The sequence below is a fragment of the Micrococcus sp. R8502A1 genome, from assembly GCF_006704135.1.
In the GTDB taxonomy this organism is placed as follows: domain Bacteria; phylum Actinomycetota; class Actinomycetes; order Actinomycetales; family Micrococcaceae; genus Micrococcus; species Micrococcus luteus.
The window spans coordinates 1-24,619 of the sequence record NZ_VIGS01000035.1 but is presented as its reverse complement, the minus strand read 5'-3'; the positions used below and the strand labels follow the sequence as shown (position 1 = coordinate 24,619).

Sequence of the window (24,619 nt, the reverse complement as noted above, 5' to 3'; positions counted from 1 at the left end):
TGACAGTCTTCGTAGTTGGCATATGTCTGCGTTGACCGTCCTCTGCCGTATTTTGTCTTTTGGCTGGGGCAGCCAGACACCGCCGTGCCCTCATACGATGCGGTCGGCGGCAGCGTCAGATGAGTATAAGACAGAGGCCCTGGAGGCCGCCAAGGCCCGACGCCGGGTGGACCTGCTCGCGGCCGCGGCGCGACTGTTCGCGGCCCGGGGCTTCGACGCGGTCCGCCTCGAGGACATCGGCGCCGCCGTCGGGATCAGCGGACCCGCCATCTACCGCCACTTCGCCGGCAAGGCCGCCGTGCTCACGGCGATCCTCGACACGGCCTCACAGGACCTGCTCGACGGCGGGCTGGCCGCCGAGGCGCAGCACGCGCCGGGGGCGGAGACCCTGCGGGCCCTCATCGGCTTCCAGGCGGACTTCGCCCTCGCCCAGCGCGACGTGATCCGCGTGCAGGACCGCGACATGTCCGCCCTGCCCGACGGCGCACGCACGGCCATCACGGGCACCCAGCGCGCCTACATCGACGTGTGGGCGCGCCAGCTGCAGGTCGTCCACCCCCACGAGGACCAGGCCACCGCCGTGTTCCGCGCCCAGGCCGTGCTGGGCCTGCTCAACTCCACCCCCCGCTCCGTGCGGCGCACCGCGGCCGACCGCGCGGCCCGCCGCGCGACCCTCGCGGCCATGGCCTGGGACGCGGCCACGGCCCCCGGACCGTTGCCCGGCGAGGACTGAGCGGGCGGCACCGGCCCGGCGGGCCGGCGTCGTGTCCGGTGGTACGGTGGCCGGTACCGTGACGGCGGACGCCGTCGAACCCCGCCCCGAGAGGTCCACCGCCGTGCTTCTTCGTGACGTCCGACCCGAGGATCTGGACGAGTTCTTCCTCCACCAGCAGGACGAGCAGGCCAACCTGATGTCCGCCTTCGCCCCCCGCAACCCCCGGGACCGCGGCGTCTTCGACTACCACTGGGCCCACCTGCTCGGGGACGAGGACACCATTGTGCGGACCATCGAGCACGAGGGCCGCGCCGTGGGCGCCCTCGTGTGCACCGAGCAGGACGGCGTGGGCGAGCTGTCCTTCTGGACCGCGCAGGACTACTGGGGCCTGGGCCTGACGACCGCGGCCGTGGACCGGTTCCTCGAGGAGCACACCGCCCGCCCACTGCGGGCGCACGTCCCCGAGGACAACGTGGGCTCCGTGAAGGTGCTCTCCCGCCGCGGCTTCGAGACCGTCGGTAAGGAGAAGGTCTTCTCCAACGCCCGCGCCGAGGTCATCACCGAGCTCGTGATGGAACTGCCCGCCGCCGACTGAGCGCGCCCCGCGGCCCCGCAACGCCTGCGGCCCGCACCGATCCCAGCGACGACGACGGCCCCGCCCCCCCCCGGTGATCGGGGGCGGGGCCGCGGCGCGTCCGACGCGGTCAGACCATGGTCAGGGTCAGACCCGGGCGGCGCAGGATCGCGCCGACGTCCGCGAGGAAGCGGGAGCCCTGCTCGCCGTCCACGAAGCGGTGGTCGAACGAGAGGGACAGCGTCATGACGTCCCGCAGGGCGATCTCGCCGCGGTGCTCCCACGGCATCCTCCGGACCTGGCCGATCGCGATGATCGCCCCCTCGCCCGGGTTGATGATCGGGGTGCCCGCGTCCACGCCGAACACCCCGACGTTCGTGAGCGTGAAGGTGCCGCCGGCCAGGTCCGCCGGGGACAGCCGCCCCTCGCGGGCGAGGCCCGTGAGATCGCGGATGGCGTCGGCCAGCTCCCTCAGGCTCATCGCCTGGGCGTCCTTGACGTTCGGCACCATCAGCCCGCGGGGGGTGGCCGCGGCGAAGCCGAGGTTGACGAAGTTCTGCTGCACGATCGCCCCGGCGGCCTCGTCCCAGCGGGCGTTGACGTCCGGGGTGCGCTCCATCGCCACGAGGCACGCCTTGGCGGCGAGCGTCATGGGCGTGAGCTTGACGTCCCGGAACTCGCGGGAGGCCTTGAGCTCAACGAGCAGCTCCATGGTCTCGGTGACGTCCACCTGCAGGAACTCGGTCACGTGCGGGGCGGTGAACGCGGACTGCACCATGGCTGCCGCGGTCGCCTTGCGCACGCCCTTGACCGGCACGGCCTCGGTGCGCGGGCGGCCGCCCAGGGTGCGGACGCCCCCGGTCGAGGCCGACTCTGCGCCGGACTGCGGCGGCGTCGCCGCAAACGCGGGCTGCCCGCCCCCGGCCAGGAACGCCTCGACGTCCGCGCGGGTGATGACCCCGCCCACGCCGGTGCCGGTGACCTGTTCCAGATCCACGCCCGCGCGGCGCGCGTACAGGCGCACGGGCGGGGTGCAGCGGGGCCGCTCGCCCGACGCCGCGCGAGGAGGCACCGCCTCGGGGGCCGCATCCGCGCGGTCCGGCTCGGCGGCCTCGGGCTGCGGGCGCCCGGCGCCGGCCGGGGCCACCTCCGACGTGGACGGCGCCTGTCCGCGGGCGGGCTCGCCCGCCGGGGCGGCCGACGTCGTCGGGGCCGCGGGGCCGCGCCGCGCACGGCGGCCGGGCTTGCCGGTGTCCGGCGCGGCGCCGTAGCCGACGAGGGTGGGCACGCGGCCGTCACCCTCGGCGGGCCCGCCGACGTCGGGCTCGGCGCCCTCGAGGGTGAAGGTCACCAGGGGCGCACCGACCTCGAGGGTCTCGCCCTCGGCGCCGTGCAGGGCCGCGACGACGCCCGCGAACGGACTGGAGACCTCGACCACGGCCTTGGCCGTCTCGACGTCGGCGAGCACCTGGTTCACGGTCACCGCGTCGCCCTCGGCCACGCGCCACGTCACGATCTCGGACTCGGTCAGGCCCTCGCCGAGGTCGGGCAGGCGGAAGGTCTTCTGGCTCATCGGGTCTCCTCCCCGGCGTTCTGTGCGGCGAGGAACTGCTCGGCGGTCTCGGGGGCGGCGAACGCGTCCACGGAGTCCAGCGAGTTCGGCCGGCCCAGAGCACGGTCCAGGCCGTCGAGGATGCGGTCGAGGTCCGGCAGGTGCAGGTGCTCGAGCTTGGACGGCGGGTAGGGCACGTCCATGCCGGTGACGCGCACCGGCGGGGCCTCGAGCCAGTGGAACGCGCGCTCGGCCACCGTGGCCACGAGCTCGGCGCCGAGGCCGCCGGTGCGGGACGCCTCGTGCGCCACGACGAGCCGGCCGGTGCGCCGCACCGAGGACTCGACGAGGCCGGTGTCCAGCGGGGACAGGCTGCGCAGGTCGACCACCTCGACATCGACGCCCTCCTCGGCCGCCACCTCGGCGGCCTGCAGGGCGGTCTTCACGAGCGGACCGTAGGCCACGAGCGTGGCGTCACGGCCCTCGCGCAGGATGCGGGCGGGGCTCATCGGCGGGATCGCGACGTCCAGGTCCACGTCACCCTTGTCGTGGTAGCGACGCTTGGGCTCGAGGTAGACCACCGGGTCCTCCGAGGCGATCGCGGCGCGGATGAGGTCGTACCCCTCCTGGGGGGAGGACGGGGAGACCACGCGCAGGCCCGCGGTGTGCAGGAAGTAGGCCTCGGGCGACTCGGAGTGGTGCTCCGGGGAGCCGATGCCGCCGCCGAAGGGGATGCGGATGGTGACCGGCATCGGCACGGCGCCGCGGGTGCGGGCGCGCAGCTTGGCCAGGTTCGCCACGATCTGGTCGAACGCCGGGTACACGAAGCCGTCGAACTGGATCTCGACGACGGGCCGGTAGCCGCGCATCGCCAGGCCGATGGCCGTGCCCACGATGCCGGACTCGGCCAGCGGGGTGTCGAGCACCCGGTCCTCGCCGAACTCGGCCTGCAGGCCGTCGGTGATGCGGAACACGCCGCCGAGGGCGCCGATGTCCTCGCCCATGAGCAGGACCTTGGGGTCGTCGGCCAGGGCACGGTGCAGGCCGCGGTTGATCGCCCGGCCGAAGGTCATGCGCTCGCTCACGCGCCCGCCTCCTCGTCGTCGAACTGCTGCAGGTAGAGGGCGTGCTCGCGGCGCTGCCGCTCGAGCTCCTGGTGGGGCTCCGCGTAGATCTCGTCGAAGAGCCTGTCCGCGCCGTCCTCCTCGAGCGCCTCGAGGGCGCGGCGGACCTCCGCCGCCAGCTCGTCGGCCTCGGCCTGGGCCTGCGCGAGCACGGCGTCCACGTCCACGTCGAGGGTGCGCAGGTGCGCCTCCACGCGGGTCAGCGGGTCACGGGCCTTCCAGGCCGCGAGCTCGGCGTCGTCCCGGTAGCGGGTGGGGTCGTCCGCGGTGGTGTGCGGGCCCATGCGGTAGGTGACGGCCTCGATGAAGGTGGGGCCGCCCCCGTCGGCCGCGCGCTCGACGGCGGCGCGGGTCGCGGCGAGCACGGCCAGGACGTCGTTGCCGTCCACGCGCATCGACGGGATGCCGAAGCCCCACGGGCGGTCCGCGATGCTGCGGCGGGTCTGCAGGCGCACGGGCTCGGAGATGGCCCAGTGGTTGTTCTGGCAGAAGAACACCACGGGCGACTGGTAGGAGGCGCTGAAGACCATGGCCTCGTTGACGTCCCCCTGGCTCGTGGCGCCGTCGCCGAAGTAGACGATCGTGGCCACGTCCGCCTGGTCCCGCTGGACGCCCATCGCATAGCCGACGGCGTGCAGGGCCTGCGCGCCGATGATGATCTGCTGGGTGGCCACCCGCGCCTCGTTCGGGTCCCAGCTCGAGAACGTGGAGCCGCGCCACACCCGCAGCAGGTCCAGCGCGGGGACGCCGCGCAGCAGGGCCACGCCGTTCTCGCGGTAGGACGGGAAGACGAAGTCGTCCGGTCGCAGCGCGACGGCGGAGCCCACCTGGGCGGCCTCCTGGCCCAACAGCGGGGGCCACAGGGCCAGCTCGCCCTGACGCTGCAGGTGCGTGGCCTCGACGTCGAGGCGCCGGACCACGGCCATCTGACGGTACAGCGCGGCGAGGGCGTCGGCGTCGACGTCCTCGATCCACGGGTCGAGCTCCGGCTGTGGACGGCGGCGGCCCTCCGCGTCGAGCACCTGGAGCGCCACGGCCTCGGCCGGGCCCGCCGGGGGCGGAGAGCCGGCGGATCGGCCGCCGGTGGGACGGGTGTGGTCCACGAGGGTCACTGCACTGCCTTCCGATCGACGCCCACGGTGCGGGGCGAGGGAGCTGTACGCATGCGCGAGCAGGGGTGGAGCGCGCGGCGTCTCGGTGGTGCGATTGTACTCACGTGAGTGTGATCTGCGCCACTCTGCCCGGGGCCGCCGCGCGAGGGCCGGGTGTCAGGCGCGGCGCAGCAGCACGTCGACGGCGGCGTCGAGGTAGGCGTCGACCTGGCCCTCCTCGTAGCCGGCGGCACCCTCCGCCTCGCCGAACGACGCGCGGCGCACGTCGTCCGCGGTCAGCCCGCCCTCGGCGTCGGGATCCGTCGAGCCCTCCGCGCCGGCCAGGGTGACGCGCAGGCGGTCCACGAGCGCGTCCACCTGGTCCACGTCGTAGCTCACGGCGTCCGCGCGGGAGGGGCGGCGGAAGCGCTCCGCCGGGGCCCGGTCGGCGCGGGCCACGAGCTCGGCCACGCGCTCCTCGAGGTCTGCGGCCCAGTCCTCGTCCCCGCGCTCGGCGACGAAGGCCTGACGCTCGGCGGCGGCCAGCTCCTCCTCGAGGCGGTCCAGCTCGTCGTCCACCTCGTCCGTGGCGTAGCCGCCGTTGACGGTCGCGAAGCGGGCCTGGCGCACCTCCTCCGCCGTCAGCGGGGCACCGCCGTCGCGCGCCTCACGGGCACGCGCCATGAAGGCGTCCACGTGGGTGGTCTCGTAGCCGATCTCGTCCTGCTCGACGAGCTCGAAGACCGGCTCGGCGTCCGGGGTGGTGCGGGGGGTCATGGGCGTCTCCTGCGGTGTGAGTCCCGGACGTGCCGGGTCGAGGGGTGGATCAGGTCAGGGGCAGCGCCAGCACGGTGTAGGCCACCGGCGCGGCGAACACGAGGGAGTCCAGGCGGTCCATCACGCCGCCGTGGCCGGGCAGGGCGGAGGACATGTCCTTGATGCCGAGCTCACGCTTGACCATGGACTCGGAGAAGTCCCCCGAGGTGGCGGCGGCGACGATGGTCACGCCGAGGACGGCGCCGACCCACCACGGCTGGCCGACCAGCACGGGGACGGCGACGACGCCCACCAGCACCGAGCCCGCCAGGGAGCCGGCCAGGCCCTCCCAGGACTTCTTGGGGCTGATGCGCGGGGCGATCGGGGTGCGGCCGAAGCGGTAGCCCACGATGTAGCCGAACGTGTCGTTGGAGACCACCATCAGCAACAGGACCGCCACCATGCGGTGCCCCAGCGGCTCGTCCAGGAGCGCCGCGGCGAAGGAGAGCAGGAACGGCGCCCACAGCACGATGAACACGCCCGCGAGCATGAACTGGCCCGCCGGGCGCCGGCGCGTCAGCGCCGTCCACACGGCCACCAGGGCCAGGCACGCCACGAGGGCGACGAACAGCGCGGGCACCCCCCACCGCCACGCCGTGAGCGGCAGGACCGCCGCAGCCACCCAGAGCGGGGGCCGCGGCACGTCCAGGCCGATGCCGCGTACCGCCGTCGCGATCTCGGACACCGCGCCGACCAGCAGGGCGACCACGAGGAGGACCAGCAGCCAGTCGAGCCAGAAGAGGCCGACCAGGGCCGTCGCCAGCAGCCCCACCCCCACGAGGACGGCGGACTTGAGGTCGCGGCCGCCGCGCGGGGGTGCGGGCGAGGTGGACACGGCGGAGGTCATGGGGCGAGCGCGGACGGCGGGAGGCTCAGACCTCCAGCAGCTCCTGCTCCTTGTTCTTGGCCATCTCGTCGATGAGCTCGACGTGGCGTTTGGTGAGCGCGTCCAGCTCCTTCTCGCCGCGGGCACCCTCGTCCTCGCCGACCTCGCCGTCCTTGACGGCCTTGTCCATGGCCTCCTTGGCCTTGCGGCGGGCATTGCGCACGGAGATCTTGTGCTCCTCCGCCTTGGACTTGACCAGCTTCACGTACTCCTTGCGGCGCTCCTCGGTCAGCTCCGGCATCACGATGCGGATGACCTTGCCGTCGTTGGACGGGTTCGCGCCGACCTCGGACTCGGACAGCGCCTTCTCGATGTTGCGCAGGGCCGACTGGTCGAACGGGGTGATGAGCAGCGTGCGGGCGTCCGTGGTGGTGAAGGACGCCAGCTGCTGCAGCGGGGTGAACGAGCCGTAGTAGTCGACCATCACCTTGGAGTAGAGGCCCGGGTTGGCGCGGCCCGTGCGCACGGAGGCGAAGTCCTCACGCGTGGCCTCGATGGTGCGGTCCATCTGCTCTTCGGCGGACTGCAGGGTCTCCTGGATCACGGTGTCTCCTCGGTGTGGTGGAACAGGTCTGCCGCCATCCTACGCGGCGCGCCTCAGACGGTGACGGTGGTGCCGATCGGCTCGCCGAGCAGGGCGCGGGTCACGTTGCCCGGGCCCTCCATGCCGAACACGCGCATGTCCAGGTCGTTGTCCTTGCACATGGTCATGGCGGTCAGGTCCATCACGCGGATGTTCCGCAGCAGCGCCTCGTCGTAGGTCAGGTGCGTGAGACGCTCGGCGGTGGGGTCCTTCTTGGGGTCCGCGGTGTAGACGCCGTCCACGCCGGACTTGGCCATCAGGACCTCGTCCGCCCCGACCTCGAGGGCACGCTGGGCCGCCACGGTGTCCGTGGAGAAGTAGGGCAGGCCGGTGCCTGCGCCGAAGATCACGACGCGGCCCTTCTGCATGTGGCGGATGGCGCGCAGCGGGATGTAGGACTCCGCCACCTGCTCCATGTGGATGGCGGACTGCACGCGCGTGGTGACCCCGGCCTGGATGAGGAAGTCCTGCAGGGCCAGGCAGTTCATCACGGTGCCGAGCATGCCCATGTAGTCGGCCCGACGGCGGTCCATCCCGTTCTCGGACAGCTCCGCGCCACGAAAGAAGTTGCCGCCGCCGACGACGATCGCGATCTCCACCTGGTCCACCGCGGCGGCGATCTGCTCGGCGATGCCGCGGACGGTCTCCGGGTCCACGCCGATCTTGCCGCCGCCGAACACCTCGCCCGAGAGCTTGAGCAGCACGCGACGGCGGCCGGTGTCGTCCGAGGTCTGCGGGGCGTGGGCGGTGGTCGGGTCCTCGGGGGCGCGGTTCGTCTCCATGGGAAGCATCTCCTGGTCGGTGGGGGGTCGGGCCGGGGACGGCCGTCCCGGGGGCGGACACGCGGACGGGGTGGCCGCCCGGTCGGGGCGGCCACCCCGTCATGCGATGGTCGTCGGCGCCATCCGGCGCCGGAGTGGACCTCGGGTCGCTCCCGATCCTACGCCCCCGCGGGGCGTGGACCGGGAGCGGCCGGTCCGGGTGCGGCGATCAGTTGCCGACGCGGAAGCGGGCGAACCCGGTGACGTTGGTGCCGGCGTCGGAGGCGACCTTGCCGACGGTCTGCTTCGGGTCCTTCGCGAACGGCTGGTCCACGAGCACGATCTCCTTGAAGAAGCCGGTCAGGCGGCCCTCCACGATCTTCGGCAGGGCCTGCTCCGGCTTGCCCTCGGCACGGGCGGTCTCATCGGCGATGCGACGCTCGTTCTCGACGGTCTCGGCCGGCACGTCCTCACGGGTGAGGTACGTGGGCGAGTAGGCCGCGACGTGCACGGCGATGTCGTGCGCGGCGGTCTTGGCCTCGGCGGAGTCGGCGTCCACGGCGAGGAGCACGCCCACCTGGGCCGGCAGGTCCTTGGAGGTCTTGTGCAGGTAGGCGTCCACGTAGGCGCCCTCCACGCGGGCCAGGCGGCGCACGGCCACCTTCTCGCCCAGCAGGGCGCCCTCCTCGGTCACGTAGTCGCCCAGGGTGCGGCCCTCGTAGTCGAAGGCCAGCAGGGTCTCGACGTCGGTGGCGCCGGAGGCGACGGCGGCGCGCAGCACCACGTCGCCCAGGGCGATGAACTTGTCGGCCTTGGCCACGAAGTCGGTCTCGCAGTTGAGCTCGATCATGACGCCGACGCCGTTCTCGACGGTCGCGGCCACGAGGCCCTCGGCGGCGGAGCGGCCCTCGCGCTTGGTGGCGCCCTTGAGGCCCTTCACGCGGATGATCTCGATGGCCTTCTCGGCGTCGCCGTCGGCCTCGTCCAGAGCCTTCTTCACGTCCATCATGCCGGCGCCGGTGCGCTCGCGCAGGGCCTTGATGTCAGCAGCGGTGTAGTTCGCCATGCTCGTTCGGTCCTTCCCGTGGTGTGGGTTGTGCGGGATGTTCGGGGTCTGAACCGGTCCGTCGGCCCGGCCAGGTGGGGCCGGGCCGACGGACCGGCAGGGATCACTCGCCCTGCGGGGCGGCCTCGGCGGCGGGGGCCTCGGCCGGCTCGGCCGGCGCCTCGGCGGCAGGGGCCTCGGTCTGCTCGGCCGGCGCCTCGGCGGCGGGGGCCTCGGCCTGCTCGGCCTGCTGGGCGTTGTGCTGCTCGAGCAGCTCGCGCTCCCACTCGGCCATCGGCTCGGCGGCCGCCTGGCCGGACTTGCCGCCCTGGCGGGCGATCAGGCCCTCGGCGACGGCGTCCGCGACCACGCGGGTCAGCAGGTTCACGGAGCGGATGGCGTCGTCGTTGCCCGGGATCGGGTAGGCGACCTCATCCGGATCGCAGTTGGTGTCCAGGATGGCGACGACCGGGATGCCGAGCTTCTGGGCCTCGTCGACGGCCAGGTGCTCCTTCTTGGTGTCCACGACCCACACGGCGGAGGGGGTCTTGGCCATGTTGCGGATGCCGCCGAGGTTGGCCTGCAGCTTCTCGAGCTCACGGTTGAGCAGCAGCAGCTCCTTCTTGGTGAACTGCGAGCCGGCCACGTCCTCGAAGTCGATCTCCTCGAGCTCCTTCATGCGCTGCACGCGCTTGGAGACGGTGGAGAAGTTGGTCAGCATGCCGCCGAGCCAGCGGTGGTTCACGTAGGGCATGCCCACGCGGCCGGCCTGCTCCGCGATGGCCTCCTGGGCCTGCTTCTTGGTGCCGACGAACAGGATGGTGCCGCCGTGGGCGACGGTCTCCTTGACGAACTCGTAGGCGCGGTCGATGTAGGACAGCGACTGCTGGAGGTCGATGATGTAGATGCCGTTGCGCTCGGTGAAGATGAAGCGCTTCATCTTGGGGTTCCAGCGGCGGGTCTGGTGGCCGAAGTGGACACCGGAGTCGAGGAGCTGGCGCATGGTCACGACGGGCATGACGTTCCCTTCTGTGGCAGCCGTGGCACCCCGCGCTTCACGCGCGGGCGGTCTGCCGGTCGATTTCTTGACGGTTGGCGGCCGGCCCGGTCGGGCGGCCCCTGGCATCACGACGGCGGACTGCCGGGCCCCACGAGCACCCGCGCCGACGTCCTCTCCAGGAGGACGGCGGGGACGGGACCGAGCGTGGGGGCTGGGCCGCTGAAGCGACCCACCGCGATGCGCGGAGTCGGCGTCCGGGGCACAGCACAGGGCCGGCCACAGAACACCGCTGAGGTGAATCCTACCCCAGGTGGGCGCCCGCTCCCATCGCCGACTCCTGCACAGGGGCCGGTGCGGCGGGCGCTCTCCACGATCGGACTGCGGGCCTGCCACGCGGCCGCCCGGAACGCCAGGCTGACGCCATGACCCCTCGTACGCTCCTCCCCCGTCCGCTCCCGCGTCCGCGCCTCGTGGGGTGCGTCGCGGCAGCCCTGCTCGCCTGGCTCCTCCTCGCCCTGGGGATGGGCGGCCTCGACCCCGTGTCGCGGGCCGCGACCGGACCATCGGGGGGCGAGGCGCGGCTCCTCGTCGCGACGTCCCCGGCAGGTCCGGGCACGACGGCCGCGCCGGTCGCGTGGCACCCGCCCGTCGCCGGAGCCGCCCCGGATGACGTGCTCCGCGCGTTCGTCGCTCCCGAGCGACCGTGGAGTCGGGGGCACCGGGGCGTGGACCTCGCCGTGCCCTCCGGGGCTCCGATACAGGCACCGGCGGCCGGCCGGGTCGTGTTCGCCGGGGTCGTGGTCGACCGCCCCGTGCTGACCCTCGAGCATGCGGACGGGACGTACAGCTCCCTCGAGCCGGTGGAGGCCGACGTCGCGGTGGGGGCCGTGGTCGACGCGGGCGACCCCGTGGGGCGGCTGGCCGGGACGCCGCCCCACTGCCCGCGGGCGTGCGTGCACTGGGGCGTGCGGGAGCCCGATGGCTGGCGGGTGGGGGACGCGGCCTTCGACCGCTACCTCGACCCGCTGGTGCTCATCGGCTGGAGCGGCCCATCCGTGCTCTGGCCGCACGCCGCTCCGCGCCCAGCGCGGCCGTGAGGTCCAGGAGTCGGCGGGCGGACTCGTCCCAGCTGAACCGGGCCGCCTGGGCGACGCTCGCCCGGGAGGCCGCGGCGAACTCGGCAGGGTCCTCGAGCTCCCGCACACGGGCCGCGAGCGCGGCCGCCCGGTCCCCCTCGAGCGGGACACCCCGGAAGGACGGGGTGCCCGCGCCGGCGATCTCGCGGAAGATCGGCAGGTCCGAGCACACCACCGGCGTGCCATGGGCCATCGCCTCGGCCACCGGCAGGCCGAAGCCCTCAGCGCGGGAGAGGGTGACGGCCGCGGTGGCCCGGCGGAGCAGGCGCACGTACTCGGCCTCGTCGGTGCCGTCGTGGAACACCACGTCTGCGCCGGCGGCCCCCGCGGCGGCGCGACACTCGGCCAGCCGGGCCTCCAGCTGTTCGCGGCGCTCCGGGCTGATGCGGGAGAGCAGGTGCAGCGCGTAGCCCGGCAGCAGGGGCGCGGCGGCCACGAGGGACTCGACGTCCTTGTAGTCCATGAACGAGCCCATGTAGAGCAGCGTGCGGTCCGGGGTCTCGTCCGGGTCCCGCGACTCCGGGACCGCCTGCGCCGCATTGGCGATGACGTGGACCGGACGCCGGGTGAGGCGGTGCCGGGCGATGAGCTCCGCCGTCGTCCGGGAGACCGTGGCGACCGCGTCCGCGCGGTCGAGCAGGAGCCGCTGCGGGGTCTTGGTCAGGTGGTAGGCCCGCCAGAGCCAGCGGATCGGTTCGGGCAGGTTCCGTGGCGGGGTGCGGTGCTCGTAGTAGATGAGGTCGTGGAGCGTGAGGATCAGGGCGTAGTCCCGCCCCCACGACCCCATGGTCTGCATGGGCGAGAAGACGACGTCCGGTCGCAGGCGCGCGACCTGACGGGCCACGAACGGCTCGCGTGGGGAGGTGGGGCCGGAGACGAGGTGCCACGGCACGCCGTCCGGGAGCAGGGCCAGCTGTCGTTCGTCCGAGATCAGCATCGCGACCTCGACGTCGGCCCCCGCCGGGCCCGGTGCGGCGGCCCGGCGGGCGGCCGCCTCGATGAGGCTCGCGCCGTAGCGGGAGATGCCGTCGTGGAAGTCGGTGCGGGTGTAGCGGGCGTCCATCAGCAGGCGCAGGGGGCGGGAAGGGCTCACCCGGACCACGCTAGCGCCGCGCCGGAGAGGGGCGGGGACAGCCGCGCGGAGGGTGCCGAGCGGGGGGTGTCGAGCACCGTGCGGCCACCTGGGCGTCATCCGAATTTCTGATTGCGTTTCGATAACGATCGTGTATCTTGATCACGGATCGGTTACGGCTGGTCCGCCACACCGGGGCTTCCTCCGCATCCTCGCGTACCCGGTCATCCGCACTGCTCGTCAACTCGCACCCGCGGTCCGGCCTCGTTCCGGGCACCGCCCCGAGGCACCACCCTCACGGGCCGCAGGTCCTGTCCGGGAAGAAGATCTGATGTCTGTGACCTCCCCGCACGCCGCCGCGCGTCGCGCCCCCCGCACCGCCGCCGCCTCCGTGGCGCTCGCCCTGGGCGCCGCCGCCCTGACCGGCGTCGGCACCGTGTCCGTCGCCGAGACCGCCCAGGCCGCCGAGACCACCTACACCGTCCGCTCCGGCGACGGCTGGTGGATCATCGCCCAGCGCACCGGCGTCTCCATGTCCGCGCTGCAGTCGCTCAACGGCATGACCGCCGCGACCGTGCTGCACCCCGGCATGGTCCTCAAGACCTCCGGCACCGCCACCCCGACCCCGGCCCCGGCGCCGTCCACCTCGGGCTCGACCTACACCGTGCTGGCCGGCGACGGCTGGTGGATCATCTCCTACCGCACGGGGGTGTCCGCCTCGATCCTGCAGTCCATCAACGGCATGAGCTCCTCGACCATGCTCCACCCGGGGATGGTCCTGAAGACCACCTCGGTCTCCAACTCCAGCGCCCCTGCCCCTGCGCCGGCGCCCGCGTCCAAGCAGGCTGCCGTCGACTACGTGCGCGCCGCCGTCCGGAACCCGTCCTCCTATTACGTGTGGGGCGGCAACGGCCCCTCCGGCTTCGACTGCTCCGGCCTCACCCAGCAGGCCATGGCCCAGGCCGGCATCTCCATCCCGCGCCGCGCCGGCGACCAGTACCTCGCCGCGAAGTCCTACGTGCCGATCTCCCAGGCCCAGCCCGGCGACCTCGTGTTCTACGCGAACCAGTCCACCGGCCGCATCTACCACACGGCCATGTACATGGGCGGCGGCCAGCTCGCCCACGCCCTCAACGAGGACGCGGGCCTGGTGTTCACCTCCACGACGATCATGAAGTCCGACATGCTCGCGGTGGCCGCCCGCTACTGAGCACCGGCACGACGACGGCCCCCGGCCCGCGCCATACCGCGCGGCCGGGGGCCGTTCCTCGTAGGGCGTGCGGGACTTGAACCCGCGACCCAGGGATTATGAGTCCCCTGCTCTGACCGACTGAGCTAACGCCCCTCCCCCGCGGCATCGCGCGGGACCCGCCCATCCTACCGACGGGTCTCAGAGCAGCGCGCGGACCTCGGCGGCCGTCGCGCCGCGGTAGAGGCGCTCGAAGATGTCCACCGTCTTCTGGGCGGAATGGTGCAGGGCCTTCGCGTGGGACGCCTCACCCATGGCGGCGCGCTCCGCGTCCGAGAGGTCGAGGATCCGGGCGATCCGCTCGGCCAGGGCCACGTGGTCCCCGGGCGGGAAGAGGTGGCCGTTGACGCCCTCGTCCACGAGGTGGGGCAGCGCGAGGGCGTCCGCGAGGACCACCGGGGTGGACGCGCTGAGCGCCTCGAGGGTCACGAGGGACTGCAGCTCCGCCGTGCCCGGCTGGCAGAACACGTCGGCGCGCAGGTAGGCCGCCCGCAGCTCCTCCTCGGAGACGTGGCCGCGCAGCAGGACGCGGTCGGCCGCCCCCTCCTCGTCCACCGTGGCACGGATGCGGTCGCGCTGCTCGCCGTCGCCGACGATCTCGGCGTGCACATCCAGGTCGGGGCGGGTGCGGGCCAGGTGCGCGATCGCACGGATCAGCACCTCCACGTTCTTCTCCACGGCCAGCCGCCCCACGAAGAGCACGACCGGATGGCCGGGATGGTCCACCTTCTCCCCCGGCTGCAGCTCGTAGGCGCTCGCGTCGATGCCGTTGGAGACCGGGAGGACGTTGTCCAGGCCGGCGTGCTCGGCCATGGCCTGCGCGGCGAGGGCCGTGGGGGTGGTGACCACCGCGCCCTTGCCCATGAGCCGACCCATGTCCTTCCACGACACCCGGGAGACGATGTCTAGGAACCACTGCGGGAACGGCAGGAACGGCTCGAGGTTCTCGGGCATGAAGTGGTTCGTGGAGACGATCCGGATGCGGCGCCGCTCGGCCTCGTTGATGGCGGCCTCGCCGATCATGTAGTGGCACTGGGCGTGCACGACGTCCGGCTGGACCTCGCGGTAGATGCGGCGGAAGGAGGTCTTGGCGTGCCGCGGGAGCACCACGCGGTAGTACTCGTGCGTGGGTGCGGGCAGGGAGCGCAGCAGGTGGACGGTGGCCTCCGGCCGGTGCTCCACGGTGTCCGGGCCGGCCTCGCTGCGCGGCATCACGACGTGGACCTCGTGGCCGCGCGCGTGCAGCGCCGTGGCGAGGCGGTGGCCGAAGGTGGCGGCCCCGTTGACGTGCGGCGGATAGGTGTCAGCAGCGATCAGCACCTTCAGGGGGCGGTCGGCGGCGATCCCGGGACGGTCGGACACGGCGGTCCCTCTCTGTGGTGGCGATGGCACGACGGCGCCCGGCCCGTGCCGTGAGGACCGGCCGCGGGCGCGGCGCGCGTCCCACGGTAGCAACCGTCAGCGCCGGCGCGACCATGCGCGAGGGGTCAGCCCCGGCGGGACGGGCCCTCGCGCGGGTCCTGACCGTCCGCCCGCAGGCCGCGGGCCTTGCCCACGGCGCGCACGAGATAGTCCCCCGCGGCGAGGATGTGCAGCAGGCAACCGGCGCCGACCAGAGCCAGGGCCACGCCGCTCCACGGGCCGCCGTCGACCCCCGGCACACGGGCGAGCAGCAGCAGGGGCGTGCCCACCAGCAGCAGCGCGGTGCGGACCTTGCCCAGGACCGTGACCGGCAGATCCGGGCTGCCGCCGAACAGCCACAGGCACACGGCGGCGAGCACGACGTCCGGGATCGCGATGGCCAGGGCGAGCCAGAGCGGGGCGATGCCGGTGGCCACGAACGTCACGGCCACCACCAGCAGGGAGAGGCGGTCCGCCACCGGATCGAGCCACCGCCCGACCGTGGAGATCATGTCGAACCGGCGCGCCACGTAGCCGTCCACCCAGTCCGTGCCGGAGAGCACCGCGAGGATCACGAACGCGTCCAGGTGTCGGCCGTCGACGGTGAACCACACGAACACGGGCACCAGGGCGAAGCGGGCCAGGGTGATGAGGTTCGGCACGGTCAGCCAGGTGTCGCGGACGCGGTACTCGTGGCCCTCGCGCAGGCCGACGTCGATCACACGCATGGGTCGCTCCTCCAGGGTCCGCGGGCGGACGCCCCCGCCGGGCGCCCCACACGCCCAGCCTACCGACGCCGTCGCCCCTCCCCGCAGACGACGAGGCCCCGATCCGTGGGGATCGGGGCCTCGGGGGCTGGGAGGGCGGGCGCCCCGGGTCAGCGGCGGCGCAGGCGGCCGGCGAGCGCCACGAACGCGGCGGAGGAGGCGCCCAGCAGCGCGAGCGGCTGCCAGTTGTCCTTCACGTAGTCCTCGGCCTCGGCGGTCCGCTCCCCCGCGCGGGCGGCACCGGTGAACGGCGCGGTCTGCTCGGTGGCGTGCGCGGTCTCGGGGGTGACGCCGCGACCCTTGCGCTGCGCGGCGAAGGCCGCGAGCTGGCCCTTCACGCTGGTCTTCTCGCCCAGGCCGGAGCGGATGTCGCCCAGGTGGCGGCGGCGCAGGTCGGCACGGCGACGGATCTCCGCCTCGCTGGCGTCGTCGCGGTCCGGATGGGGAGCGGCCTCGCCGTTCTTGCGGGCCTTCTTGTTCTCCTCCTTCTCCACCTTCTTCCGCTCGGCCTCGCGGGCGGCCTCGACACGCTTGGCCTCGGCGCGCTCCGCCTTGAGGCGGTCGTACTCAGCCGGGTCGAAGGCGTTGCCCTCCTTGAGGTAGCCGAGGTCGTACTCGAGGTTGCGCACGGTCTCCTGCGGCACGAGCGGCATGGCGCCCTTGACCATCACGATGCCGACGCCGGCGAAGATCAGGCCGAGCACGAGGAACGCCAGCGCCACCATGAGCGCCGGGAACCAGAACGTCGGGTCGGCGAAGGCGCCGATCAGCGTCACCACGAGGGCGACCACCATGAGCGCGAGGAAGAACAGGCCCACCACCGCGACGCCAGCGCCGATGCCGGCCTTCTTGCCCTTCGCGGCCACGTGTCCCTTGGCGAGCGCGAGCTCGTCCTTCATCTGCAGGGGCAGCAGGCGCACGGCGGCGCCGAGCAGATCGGTCAGCGAGCTCGCGCGGGTCTGCGGGGTCACCGGGACGGCGGTCCGCGGCGCGCGGACCTTCGACGCCTCGGCGGGGGGAGCCTGGTGGGACATGGTGCATGCCTTCCGTGGAGTGCCTGGACAGATGCGCCCGGGCGGCGCGGCGGCCACCGGGCATTCTCGAGCAAAACTATCACCGGCCCGCCCCCAGGGGGACGGGCCGGGTGCGCGCGGTGACGGCTGGATCAGAAGTCGATGACCGCCGGGTCGGGGCCGAGGCGGCCTTCCTCGCGGTCGAGGGCGTCGATCCGGGCGACGTCGTCGGCGGTCAGCTCCACCCCCGCGGCCTCGAGGTTCGAGACGATGCGCTCGGGTGTCACGGACTTGGGGATGACCACGAAGCCCTTCGCGAGGTGCCACGCGATGACCACCTGGGCCGGCGTCGCGCCACGGGCCTCGGCGATCTCCGTGACCACGGGGTCGGCGAGGAGGTCGCCGCCCTGACCCAGCGGGGACCAGGACTCGTGGACGATGCCGTGGCGGCCCTCGACCTCGCGCAGCTCGCGCTGCTGCCAGTACGGGTGGGTCTCGACCTGGTGGATCACGGGCACCACGCCGGTGGCCTCGATGATCTCCTCGAGCTGGGCGGCCGGGAAGTTGGAGACGCCGATCGAGCGCACCTTGCCCTGCTTCTGCGCCTCGATCAGGGCCTTCCAGGTGTCCAGGTACTTCCCCTGCGCCGGCTTGGCCCAGTGGATGAGGTAGAGGTCGACGTAGTCGGTGCCGAGCTTGTCGAGCGAGACGTCGAGGGCGGCGAGCGCCTCCTCGTAGCCCTGGTCCGAGTTCCACACCTTGGTGGTGAGGAACAGCTCCTCGCGGGCGACGCCGGACGCGGCGATGCCGCGGCCCACGCCCTCCTCGTTCCCGTAGATCGCGGCGGTGTCGATGTGGCGGTAGCCGGCGCGGATCGCCTGCTCGACGACGTCGGCCGCGACGTCGTCCTCGACCTGCCACACGCCGAGCCCGAGCTGCGGGATCTGCTGGCCGTCGTGGAAGGGGACGGTGGGAACGTCGGTCATGAGGGAGCTCCTGGAGGGTCGGGGTCGGGCGGATGCATCGGGTGCAACCTCGCGCGGGCGGGGGGCATTCCCGACGGCGGTCACCGGCCCGAGGCGCCGCCGTCGGGCGTGCGCTCCCCCGCGACGACGGCGCCCACCGCGCGGGCGAAGGCCGCGAACACCTGAGCGGGGTCGTTGGCCGTGACGAGCCGGGCGTTGGGGCGCCGGCCCCAGATGTCCCGCGTGTCTTGGACGGTGGTGCCGCGCAGCAGCTCCGAGTCCGCCTCGACGTCGACGACGGTGGCCCGCGTGGCGATGCGGGCCTGGCCCGCGGCCACCTGGGCGGCGAAAAGGTCGTGCAGGTGCGCGATGTAGCCCTGGTCGTAGTCGTGGTGGAACTCGAAGTAGAAGCGCAGCGCGTCGGCGAGCACGTCCAGGACGGGGCTGCCGGTGGCGGTGTCCGGCCCGGCGACCCGCGGTCGGTCCGCGGACCAGCCGACGGGGTGGGCGCCGGCGTCGGCCAGGAGGCCGTCCAGCAGGGCGGGCGTGTACTCGATCCGCTCCGTGGTCTCGAGCGCGCAGACGATCGGCAGGCGGTCCTCGGGCAGGCCCTCGACGGCCGCGAACACCTCCTTCGCGGCGTCGGGGTCCACCCAGGTGTTCCACTCGGCGGTGGGCGTGGTGTTGCCCGGATGATAGAAGGAGCCGCCCATGATCACGATGCCGCGGGCGAGGAACGGCAGGCGCGGCTCGGTGCGCAGGGCGAGGGCCAGGTTCGTCAGCGGCGCGGTGCAGAGGATCGTCGTCTCCCCGGGGTGGGCCCGCAGCTCGTCCAGCCACACGTCCACGGCGGGCCGGGGCGAGAGCCGCTCGGGGCGCCGATCGATCCGGGCATGGCCGAGACCGCCGTCACCGTGGGTCTCCGGGGTGGTGACCGCGGGGCGGCGCAGCGGGGCCTCGGCACCGACGGCCACTTCGACCTCGGCCCGGCCGGCCAGGTCCAGCACTGCGGCCGTGTTCAGGGCACAGTCCCGGGCGGTCGCGTTGCCGCCCGTGGTGGTGATGGCCGCGAGCTCGGGGCCGACACCCAGGCGATGGGCGCCCACGAGGTGGAGCAGGGCGCAGGCGTCGTCGATGCCGGTGTCGACGTCGGCGAGGAGGCGGGCGGTCACGGCGGCCACTGTAGTGCCGTCGCGACCGCCCGACCGATCAGGCGCGGTCCTCCCCGGATCCGTGACCGTCGGGCGTCACGGGGTGGGCGTACCGCCGTTGGCGTTGAGGGTCTCGCCGTTGACGTAGCTGGACTCGCCCGAGGCCAGGAACACGTAGGCGGGCGCCATCTCCACGGGCTGGCCGGCGCGGCCGATCGGAGTGCTGTGGCCGAACTCGGGCAGCTTCTCCTCGGGCTCACCGTAGGACACGTGCTGCACCGTCCAGATGGGCCCGGGCGCCACCGCGTTGACACGGATGCCCCTCGGGCCGAGCTGCTCGGCCAGGCCCTTGGTGAAGTTGTTGATGGCGCCCTTGGTGGCGGCGTAGTCGAGGAGCCTCGGGTTGGGGTTGTAGGCCTGCACCGAGGTGGTGTTCACGATCGTGCTGCCCGGACCCATGTGCTTCAGCGCGGCGCGGCTGAGCGTGAACATGGACATGATGTTGATCTGGAACGTCTCGTGGACCTGCTCGTCGGTGAGATCGGTCAGGTCATCGGAGATGAACTGCTTGCCCGCGTTGTTCACGAGGATGTCCAGGCCGCCGAGGCGCTGCGCCGCCTCGTCCACGAGGGAGGCGCGGTAGTCGGCGTCCATCAGGTCGCCCGGCAGCGCGACGGCGGTGCGCCCGGCCGCCTCGATCGCCGCCAGGACGCGGTCGGCGTCGGGCTGCTCCTGAGGCAGGTAGGCGATGGCGACGTCCGCGCCCTCACGGGCGTAGGCGATGGCGACCGCGGCACCGATGCCGGAGTCGCCGCCGGTGACCAGGGCCTTGCGGCCGGTCAGCCGGCCGATCCCCCGGTACGAGTCCAGACCGATGTCCGGGACGGGATCCGTCTTCACGTCCAGGCCCGGCTCGGGCTGGCGCTGCTTGGCGATGCGGAGCTTCGGGTGGCGGGTGCGGGGGTCGTCGTGGGCCAGCTGGGAGTCCTGCACGGGGATCGCGGGGGCGTCGTCCTTCTTCTCTGGAGTGGTCATGGGCCCGATGCTACGCGGCGCGCGTCAGAGGGTGACAAGGGACGGGGCGCGGCGTCGTCGGCGTGGCCCTCGCGACGGCGGCGCGGCGGCGGCCAGGCGTCAGCGGGGCCCGCTGAGGCCGCGCAGGGCGCCACGGTGCTGGAGCACGTGCAGGTCCCAGCGCGCGCTGAGCCCCTCGAACAACCCGATGCCACGCCGGGAGTTACCTTGCTCATCCAGGCGCGGCGACCACGTGGCGAGGCCCAGGGCCCCGGGCACGGCGCCGAGCAGCGCGCCCGAGACGCCGGACTTCGCGGGCACGCCGACCTCGGCCACCCACTGGCCGCTGGCGTCGTACATGCCGCAGGTGAGCATCACGGACATCGCCTGCTGCGCCACCCACTCGTCCAGCACCCGCTCCCCCGTCACGGGGTTCGTGCCGCCAGCGGCGAGGGTGGCGCCCATGACGGCCAGCTGGGGTGCGGTGACCAGGACCGAGCACTGCGCGAGGTACCCGGCCACGGCCTCGCGGGCCGAGATGGGCAGCCGGCCGGCGTCGGCGAGCAGGTGGGCCAGGCCCAGGTTGCGGTCGGCACGGGTGCGCTCGGCGTCGAGGACGTCCTCGCAGACCTCCAGCTCGACGCCGGCCAGCGCGCTGTAGCGGCGCAGCAGCAGGGCCGTCCGCTCATCCTCGTCCCCGGCGGGCAGGAGGGAGTGGACCAGGATGGCGCCGGCGTTGATCAGCGGGTTGCACGGCCGGCCGTCGTCGTGCAGGGACAGGTGGTTGAACGACTCACCGGAGGGCTCGACGCCCACGTCCTCCAGCACGTGGTCCAGGCCGATCTCCTGCAGCACCACCGCGTAGGTGAGGGCCTTGGAGACCGACTGCAGCGCGAAGGCGTGCTCGGTCTCCCCGGCGGCGGCCTGGTGGCCGTCCACCGTGCACACCGCCACGGCGAGGCCGTCCACATGCTGGCCGGCGACGTCCTCGAGGTAGTCGGAGGGCTCGCCGCGGCGGTCGGACTCCACCTCGTCGAGCATCGCGCGCAGGTCGTCGTCGAATCGCGTCGTGTCCATTCCTGTCACAGTAGTGGGCGGGCGCCCGGGTCGCGGGCGGGTGCCGGGCCGGTCACGGCGTTCACTGGACCGGGGCATTCGGGCCCAGCGGCAGGTCCAGCCACATCCAGCCGATGACCATGCCGGTCCACGCGGGCAGGAAGGCGATCGAGGACGGGAGCATCGTGGCGATCAGGGAGCCATGCCCATCTTCCGGTCGTACCTCTGAGCCACCGCGATGATCAGCGGGACGCTACGCCTGCCGCGGCGAGTCAAGGCAAGACCCGGGGACCCGGGCCGGGGCTATCGTCGGGGGATGGACGTGCGGATCGGGACCTCCGGCCTGGACCTACAACCACTGGCGCGGGACCTTCTACCCGCAGGGGCTGCGGATCGCCGATCAGCTCGACCACTACACGGAGCGCTTCGGCACGGTCGAGCTCAACGGCTCCCACTACCGCTGGCCGGCGGACAGCACCGTCGAGGCCTGGCGCGAGCGCCTGCCCGCCGGCTTCGAGATGGCCGTCAAGGCCTCCCGCTACCTGACCCACTACCGCAAGCTGAACGAGCCGCAGGACTGGGTGGAGCGCATCGTGCACACCCTGGACCTGCTCGGTGACCACGCCGGGCCGCTGCTGCTGCAGCTGCCGGCCCACCTGCACCGCGACGACGACCGACTCGCCGGGTTCCTCGGCCTGCTGCCCGAGCGGGTGCGCGTGGCGGTGGAGGTCCAGCACGAGTCCTGGCTGGACGAGGACGTGTTCGACCTCCTCGACCGGCACGGGGCGGGGTTCGTGGTCTCGGTGATCGCCGGGCGGGAGCCGGTGCTGCGCGCGACCGGGCGCCTCGCCTACGTGCGCTTCCACAACGCGGACCCGGACTGGCGCTACGGCGGCTCGTTCTCCGACGACGAGCTCGCCCCCTGGGTGGGGCGGCTGCGGGGGCTGACCGGCGCGGACGACGGCGGCCCGGCCGGGGACGCGACGGGCGCACGGCCCGCCTACGTCTACTTCAACAACGACAACCACGGCCACGCCGCGTTCAACGCGCTGACGCTGCGCAGGATGGCGGAGACCGAAGCCTGACACGTGCCGAGCGCGTGCCTAGCGTGAGGAGGAAGCGGCGGCCGAGCGCCGCCGTCGTCCCCCGAGAGCACAGGAAGGCAGACGCACATGACCCTCATGCAGATCCCCACGGACCACGGCACGATCGGACTGAACGTGGAGGAGGCCGGCCACGGGCGTCCCGTGGTCCTCATCCACGGCTGGCCGCTGACCCTCGACTCGTGGAAGGACCAGGTCGCAGCCGTGTCCCCGCACTACCGCGTGATCACCTATGACCGGCGGGGCTTCGGCGTCTCGGAGAAGCCCACCGGCGGGTACGACTACGACACGATGACCGCCGACCTGCACGGTCTGCTCACTGAGCTCGACCTGCGGGACGTGACGCTCGTGGGCTTCTCGATGGGCGGCGGCGAGGTGGCGCGCTACATGTCCCGGTTCGGCGCGGACCGGATCCACTCGGTGGTGTTCGCCGGCGCGGTGCCCCCGTACCTGCTGAAGACCGACGACAACCCCGACGGCCCGCTGACCGAGAAGCAGGCCGCCGAGATGCGGGCGGGCCTCGAGAAGGACCGCGAGTCGTTCTTCGACGACTTCACGACGACGTTCTTCTCCACCCCCAAGCTGGCCGGTCTGACCAGCAGCCTCAAGGTCACCGAGGAGCAGCGCCAGGAGGCCATCCGGATGGCGCTGCAGTCCGACCAGACGGCGGCGCTGGCCTGCATGGACGCGTTCGGGGCCACCGACTTCCGCCGCGACCTGCCGGCGGTGACCGTGCCGGCCCTGGTCCTGCACGGCGACGCCGACCAGATCGTGCCGTTCAAGGGCTCCGGCAAGCGGACGCACAAGGCGATCGACGGCAGCCGCGTCGAACTGGTCAAGGACGCCCCGCACGGCTTCAGCATCAGCCACTCCGAGGAGTTCAACCGGATCCTGCTGGAGTTCCTGGCGGAGTGAGGGCGCGGGCGGGCGCATCCGCGTGCTGGACGCGGCACGGCGATCGTAAGGGGGGGTGCAAGCCGCCCACCGCGGCGCCGACGCTGACCTGTCAGGTTCGATCCGACGACGCCGTGATCACCCGGAGCGTGGGGTCAGGCCGCCCGGCTCGCACAACCGCGCGTCAGCACGTGGAGGATGAAGCCGCTGAGCGCGGCTGCCCCCCCAGATGGAGGCCCACGGCCCGGAAGGGGTCGATTCCGGACGGCAGGTGGGTGAGCACACTGAGCCAGATGATCCCGAAGACCGTCATCGACGAAGCTCCCTCCACAGCGACGCGCACCTACCGAAGCCGAGCAGATCCCAGACCCGCCCCGCCACGAACGGCCAGGCTACGAGACGGCGCGTCTTCTCCTGTGCCTCCGACATCACCGACGGCGTCGTGTCCCGGTCCCGTCCGATGTCAGTCAGGCGGCCCGATCCAGCGGGCACCTGATCGCACACCAGTCCCATACGGGGTGCACCCCGGACCGCTCCACGAGGACGCGGGAGGGCCATTTGGGATTGGCTGGAGCTGGGTAGTCCGTGCCAGTGTGAAAAGTAGTTCAATTCTTCATAAGAAGTGAACTAATCACAGGAGGGGGTGGGGCCACAAAGCTAGAAGCGAGGATCTCAATCAAAGCGACTATAATATTCGTCATTCTGATTTTTCTTCTAGCTTCTTTTCGAGCTTATTCTTCTTCCTGTTTAGTCGCCACCAAGAAACTGACCCCTTGAGCTGGAGGGCTCCAAGTTCGTCGAGGGATGGGAGCCCCTTGTCAGACAGCCTTTTGGAGACCTCTGCCTTGTCTGCTCCTTGCATCGTTGCAATGAGTGCGTGCGCTTCCTTGACTGGAGCGGATGCTAGAGGGTGGGTGGAGAGTTTCGCGTTGACTGCCCTTAGCTCCTCTTCAAGGGCTGAGCGGGAAATGCCTCGGAGTGGCATAGGTCACTTTCCCCTCAGGCAGGCAAGCGCAGCCCGTCCTCCTGCGGCGAGAAACGCCTCAGGGGTCCCCCGAACCATGATCTGGGTGATCTGAGGCCCATTGAGACCGATTCCCATGAGGCACCTATAGACAGCCCAGGGCAACGCCTGCGTTTCGGCTACTTCCGGGCCGGTCTTCTTTTCCTCGATTAGAAGATCAGAGAAGTAATCATCCCACTCGCTGGATGTGCTTCCTTGATTCTCGAAGTCGCCGGGAAGCGAGGCGGCGGCTGCGTACCCGTCTGTTGCTTGAGGGGTGAAGGCGGGCTGGGCCGCCCAGGCGGTAGCCCCGAAGTTGCTGACGGTGAGGGCTCCTACGAGGGAAAACGCGGCCCCGGACTGGGCTAGACGAGAGAGGCGCGGTCGATGCTTGTCGGGCATGAGAGTCTCTTTCGAGTGGATGTGACGCGCCCCACCATACTGCGCGTTCTCTATGCACCGCTATTGCTCTCTGATCCCTCTCGCTCAAGAGGACCTCTTCGGGTCTGCCATGAGTTTGCTTGACACGAGTTATCAGGCGGCGGCAGCCGCCTGGACTGATTGAACCATCTCGAACTCGACAGGGGTGAGCTTCCCGAGACGGGCCTGCCTACGACGGCGGTGATAGGTCCGCTCGATCCAGCTCAC

The 24,619-nt window shown here is 72.3% G+C and carries 25 protein-coding genes and 1 tRNA gene; 6 read left to right on the top strand and 20 right to left on the bottom strand.

Annotation, left to right across the window (positions count from 1 at the left end; all coding sequences use genetic code 11):
• Window positions 1–166 precede the first annotated feature (166 nt).
• Together FLM69_RS07795 and FLM69_RS07790 are read left to right on the top strand one after the other, a co-directional pair.
• On the top strand, window positions 167–733 hold the full coding sequence (locus FLM69_RS07795) for a TetR/AcrR family transcriptional regulator (RefSeq protein ID WP_255502763.1): 567 nt from the start codon (window positions 167–169) through the stop codon (window positions 731–733).
• Window positions 734–791: 58 nt separating this feature from the next.
• Window positions 792–1,310 (top strand): GNAT family N-acetyltransferase, encoded by a 519-nt coding sequence (locus FLM69_RS07790; RefSeq protein WP_141843743.1) that lies wholly within the window; start codon window positions 792–794, stop codon window positions 1,308–1,310.
• 109 nt (window positions 1,311–1,419) lie between these two features.
• Here the strand turns inward: FLM69_RS07790 and FLM69_RS07785 are convergent, their stop codons facing one another.
• From FLM69_RS07785 to rpsB, 9 genes are all read right to left on the bottom strand, one after another.
• Window positions 1,420–2,862: a dihydrolipoamide acetyltransferase family protein gene (locus tag FLM69_RS07785; protein WP_141843737.1), complete on the bottom strand. Its 1,443-nt coding sequence runs from the start codon at window positions 2,860–2,862 to the stop codon at window positions 1,420–1,422.
• Window positions 2,859–3,914 (bottom strand): alpha-ketoacid dehydrogenase subunit beta, encoded by a 1,056-nt coding sequence (locus tag FLM69_RS07780; RefSeq protein ID WP_181743497.1) that lies wholly within the window; start codon window positions 3,912–3,914, stop codon window positions 2,859–2,861. Before FLM69_RS07780 ends, FLM69_RS07785 begins: the two co-directional genes overlap by 4 nt.
• Window positions 3,915–3,922: 8 nt before the next feature.
• A complete protein-coding gene (gene pdhA, locus FLM69_RS07775) occupies window positions 3,923–5,077 on the bottom strand; it encodes a pyruvate dehydrogenase (acetyl-transferring) E1 component subunit alpha (protein ID WP_141843733.1) in 1,155 nt (384 codons plus the stop codon).
• A gap of 156 nt (window positions 5,078–5,233) precedes the next feature.
• Window positions 5,234–5,833, bottom strand: a complete 600-nt coding sequence (locus FLM69_RS07770) for a DivIVA domain-containing protein (RefSeq protein ID WP_136940025.1) — start codon at window positions 5,831–5,833, stop codon at window positions 5,234–5,236.
• Window positions 5,834–5,882: 49 nt separating this feature from the next.
• Window positions 5,883–6,719 carry a phosphatidate cytidylyltransferase gene (locus FLM69_RS07765; protein ID WP_141843731.1) on the bottom strand — a complete coding sequence of 279 codons (837 nt, stop codon included), beginning with the start codon at window positions 6,717–6,719 and terminating at the stop codon, window positions 5,883–5,885.
• 25 nt (window positions 6,720–6,744) lie between these two features.
• Window positions 6,745–7,302, bottom strand: coding sequence for a ribosome recycling factor (gene frr, locus FLM69_RS07760; protein ID WP_036314042.1), 558 nt, complete (start codon window positions 7,300–7,302; stop codon window positions 6,745–6,747).
• Window positions 7,303–7,355: 53 nt separating this feature from the next.
• Window positions 7,356–8,123 (bottom strand): UMP kinase, encoded by a 768-nt coding sequence (gene pyrH, locus FLM69_RS07755; RefSeq protein WP_141843728.1) that lies wholly within the window; start codon window positions 8,121–8,123, stop codon window positions 7,356–7,358.
• Between the two features lie 208 nt (window positions 8,124–8,331).
• Window positions 8,332–9,168 (bottom strand): translation elongation factor Ts, encoded by an 837-nt coding sequence (gene tsf / locus FLM69_RS07750; protein ID WP_141843726.1) that lies wholly within the window; start codon window positions 9,166–9,168, stop codon window positions 8,332–8,334.
• Window positions 9,169–9,271: 103 nt separating this feature from the next.
• Window positions 9,272–10,165, bottom strand: coding sequence for a 30S ribosomal protein S2 (gene rpsB / locus FLM69_RS07745; RefSeq protein ID WP_063190281.1), 894 nt, complete (start codon window positions 10,163–10,165; stop codon window positions 9,272–9,274).
• Between the two features lie 404 nt (window positions 10,166–10,569).
• Here rpsB and FLM69_RS07740 point away from each other — a divergent pair, with 404 nt between their 5' ends.
• On the top strand, window positions 10,570–11,244 hold the full coding sequence (locus FLM69_RS07740) for a murein hydrolase activator EnvC (protein ID WP_063190280.1): 675 nt from the start codon (window positions 10,570–10,572) through the stop codon (window positions 11,242–11,244).
• Here FLM69_RS07740 and FLM69_RS07735 read toward each other — a convergent pair.
• Window positions 11,180–12,376: a glycosyltransferase gene (locus FLM69_RS07735; RefSeq protein ID WP_082836684.1), complete on the bottom strand. Its 1,197-nt coding sequence runs from the start codon at window positions 12,374–12,376 to the stop codon at window positions 11,180–11,182. The genes FLM69_RS07740 and FLM69_RS07735 overlap by 65 nt on opposite strands.
• A 310-nt stretch (window positions 12,377–12,686) precedes the next feature.
• Here FLM69_RS07735 and FLM69_RS07730 point away from each other — a divergent pair, with 310 nt between their 5' ends.
• Window positions 12,687–13,565, top strand: a complete 879-nt coding sequence (locus tag FLM69_RS07730; protein ID WP_063190279.1) for a LysM peptidoglycan-binding domain-containing C40 family peptidase — start codon at window positions 12,687–12,689, stop codon at window positions 13,563–13,565.
• A 61-nt stretch (window positions 13,566–13,626) separates the two neighbouring features.
• Here FLM69_RS07730 and FLM69_RS07725 read toward each other — a convergent pair.
• The 9 genes from FLM69_RS07725 to FLM69_RS07685 form a co-directional block, all read right to left on the bottom strand.
• Window positions 13,627–13,700: transfer RNA gene (locus FLM69_RS07725), tRNA-Ile, on the bottom strand.
• Window positions 13,701–13,745: 45 nt separating this feature from the next.
• Entirely contained in the window at window positions 13,746–14,966 is a 1,221-nt protein-coding gene (locus tag FLM69_RS07720; RefSeq protein WP_095695491.1) for a glycosyltransferase, read from the bottom strand.
• A 125-nt stretch (window positions 14,967–15,091) separates the two neighbouring features.
• The gene (locus tag FLM69_RS07715) at window positions 15,092–15,733 is read right to left on the bottom strand and encodes a CDP-alcohol phosphatidyltransferase family protein (RefSeq protein WP_036382555.1); all 642 of its coding nucleotides are present in this window, start codon (window positions 15,731–15,733) and stop codon (window positions 15,092–15,094) included.
• Window positions 15,734–15,882: 149 nt separating this feature from the next.
• On the bottom strand, window positions 15,883–16,806 hold the full coding sequence (locus FLM69_RS07710; RefSeq protein ID WP_141843724.1) for a phage holin family protein: 924 nt from the start codon (window positions 16,804–16,806) through the stop codon (window positions 15,883–15,885).
• A gap of 131 nt (window positions 16,807–16,937) precedes the next feature.
• Complete coding sequence (locus FLM69_RS07705) at window positions 16,938–17,771, bottom strand: aldo/keto reductase (RefSeq protein ID WP_141843723.1); 834 nt, start codon at window positions 17,769–17,771, stop codon at window positions 16,938–16,940.
• Between the two features lie 80 nt (window positions 17,772–17,851).
• Window positions 17,852–18,922 (bottom strand): nucleoside hydrolase, encoded by a 1,071-nt coding sequence (locus FLM69_RS07700; RefSeq protein WP_141843721.1) that lies wholly within the window; start codon window positions 18,920–18,922, stop codon window positions 17,852–17,854.
• Window positions 18,923–18,997: 75 nt separating this feature from the next.
• Window positions 18,998–19,936, bottom strand: a complete 939-nt coding sequence (locus FLM69_RS07695) for an SDR family oxidoreductase (RefSeq protein ID WP_141843719.1) — start codon at window positions 19,934–19,936, stop codon at window positions 18,998–19,000.
• Between the two features lie 99 nt (window positions 19,937–20,035).
• Window positions 20,036–20,992 (bottom strand): glutaminase A, encoded by a 957-nt coding sequence (glsA, locus tag FLM69_RS07690; protein WP_073116916.1) that lies wholly within the window; start codon window positions 20,990–20,992, stop codon window positions 20,036–20,038.
• A gap of 61 nt (window positions 20,993–21,053) precedes the next feature.
• Complete coding sequence (locus tag FLM69_RS07685; RefSeq protein WP_199489685.1) at window positions 21,054–21,155, bottom strand: AbgT family transporter; 102 nt, start codon at window positions 21,153–21,155, stop codon at window positions 21,054–21,056.
• 121 nt (window positions 21,156–21,276) lie between these two features.
• On the opposite strand from FLM69_RS07685, the gene FLM69_RS07680 reads away from it, so the two are divergent.
• Window positions 21,277–22,056, top strand: coding sequence for a DUF72 domain-containing protein (locus FLM69_RS07680; protein WP_370510501.1), 780 nt, complete (start codon window positions 21,277–21,279; stop codon window positions 22,054–22,056).
• A gap of 87 nt (window positions 22,057–22,143) precedes the next feature.
• A complete protein-coding gene (locus FLM69_RS07675; RefSeq protein ID WP_036314027.1) occupies window positions 22,144–22,989 on the top strand; it encodes an alpha/beta fold hydrolase in 846 nt (281 codons plus the stop codon).
• Between the two features lie 967 nt (window positions 22,990–23,956).
• Here FLM69_RS07675 and FLM69_RS07670 read toward each other — a convergent pair.
• Window positions 23,957–24,373, bottom strand: coding sequence for a hypothetical protein (locus tag FLM69_RS07670; protein WP_141843717.1), 417 nt, complete (start codon window positions 24,371–24,373; stop codon window positions 23,957–23,959).
• Between the last annotated feature and the right edge of the window lie 246 nt (window positions 24,374–24,619).

What these genes read in the sequence shown, in the direction of transcription:
- FLM69_RS07785 (WP_141843737.1), bottom strand. Translation starts at nt 2,862, where the DNA reads ATGAGCCAGAAGACCTTCCGCCTGCCCGACCTCGGCGAGGGCCTGACC.
- FLM69_RS07780 (WP_181743497.1), bottom strand. Translation starts at nt 3,914, where the DNA reads ATGACCTTCGGCCGGGCGATCAACCGCGGCCTGCACCGTGCCCTGGCC.
- FLM69_RS07770 (WP_136940025.1), bottom strand. Translation starts at nt 5,833, where the DNA reads ATGACCCCCCGCACCACCCCGGACGCCGAGCCGGTCTTCGAGCTCGTC.
- FLM69_RS07765 (WP_141843731.1), bottom strand. Translation starts at nt 6,719, where the DNA reads ATGACCTCCGCCGTGTCCACCTCGCCCGCACCCCCGCGCGGCGGCCGC.
- pyrH (WP_141843728.1), bottom strand. Translation starts at nt 8,123, where the DNA reads ATGGAGACGAACCGCGCCCCCGAGGACCCGACCACCGCCCACGCCCCG.
- tsf (WP_141843726.1), bottom strand. Translation starts at nt 9,168, where the DNA reads ATGGCGAACTACACCGCTGCTGACATCAAGGCCCTGCGCGAGCGCACC.
- rpsB (WP_063190281.1), bottom strand. Translation starts at nt 10,165, where the DNA reads ATGCCCGTCGTGACCATGCGCCAGCTCCTCGACTCCGGTGTCCACTTC.
- FLM69_RS07740 (WP_063190280.1), top strand. Translation starts at nt 10,570, where the DNA reads ATGACCCCTCGTACGCTCCTCCCCCGTCCGCTCCCGCGTCCGCGCCTC.
- FLM69_RS07730 (WP_063190279.1), top strand. Translation starts at nt 12,687, where the DNA reads ATGTCTGTGACCTCCCCGCACGCCGCCGCGCGTCGCGCCCCCCGCACC.
- FLM69_RS07715 (WP_036382555.1), bottom strand. Translation starts at nt 15,733, where the DNA reads ATGCGTGTGATCGACGTCGGCCTGCGCGAGGGCCACGAGTACCGCGTC.
- FLM69_RS07710 (WP_141843724.1), bottom strand. Translation starts at nt 16,806, where the DNA reads ATGTCCCACCAGGCTCCCCCCGCCGAGGCGTCGAAGGTCCGCGCGCCG.
- FLM69_RS07705 (WP_141843723.1), bottom strand. Translation starts at nt 17,771, where the DNA reads ATGACCGACGTTCCCACCGTCCCCTTCCACGACGGCCAGCAGATCCCG.
- FLM69_RS07695 (WP_141843719.1), bottom strand. Translation starts at nt 19,936, where the DNA reads ATGACCACTCCAGAGAAGAAGGACGACGCCCCCGCGATCCCCGTGCAG.
- glsA (WP_073116916.1), bottom strand. Translation starts at nt 20,992, where the DNA reads ATGGACACGACGCGATTCGACGACGACCTGCGCGCGATGCTCGACGAG.
- FLM69_RS07685 (WP_199489685.1), bottom strand. Translation starts at nt 21,155, where the DNA reads ATGCTCCCGTCCTCGATCGCCTTCCTGCCCGCGTGGACCGGCATGGTC.
- FLM69_RS07675 (WP_036314027.1), top strand. Translation starts at nt 22,144, where the DNA reads ATGACCCTCATGCAGATCCCCACGGACCACGGCACGATCGGACTGAAC.
- FLM69_RS07670 (WP_141843717.1), bottom strand. Translation starts at nt 24,373, where the DNA reads ATGCCCGACAAGCATCGACCGCGCCTCTCTCGTCTAGCCCAGTCCGGG.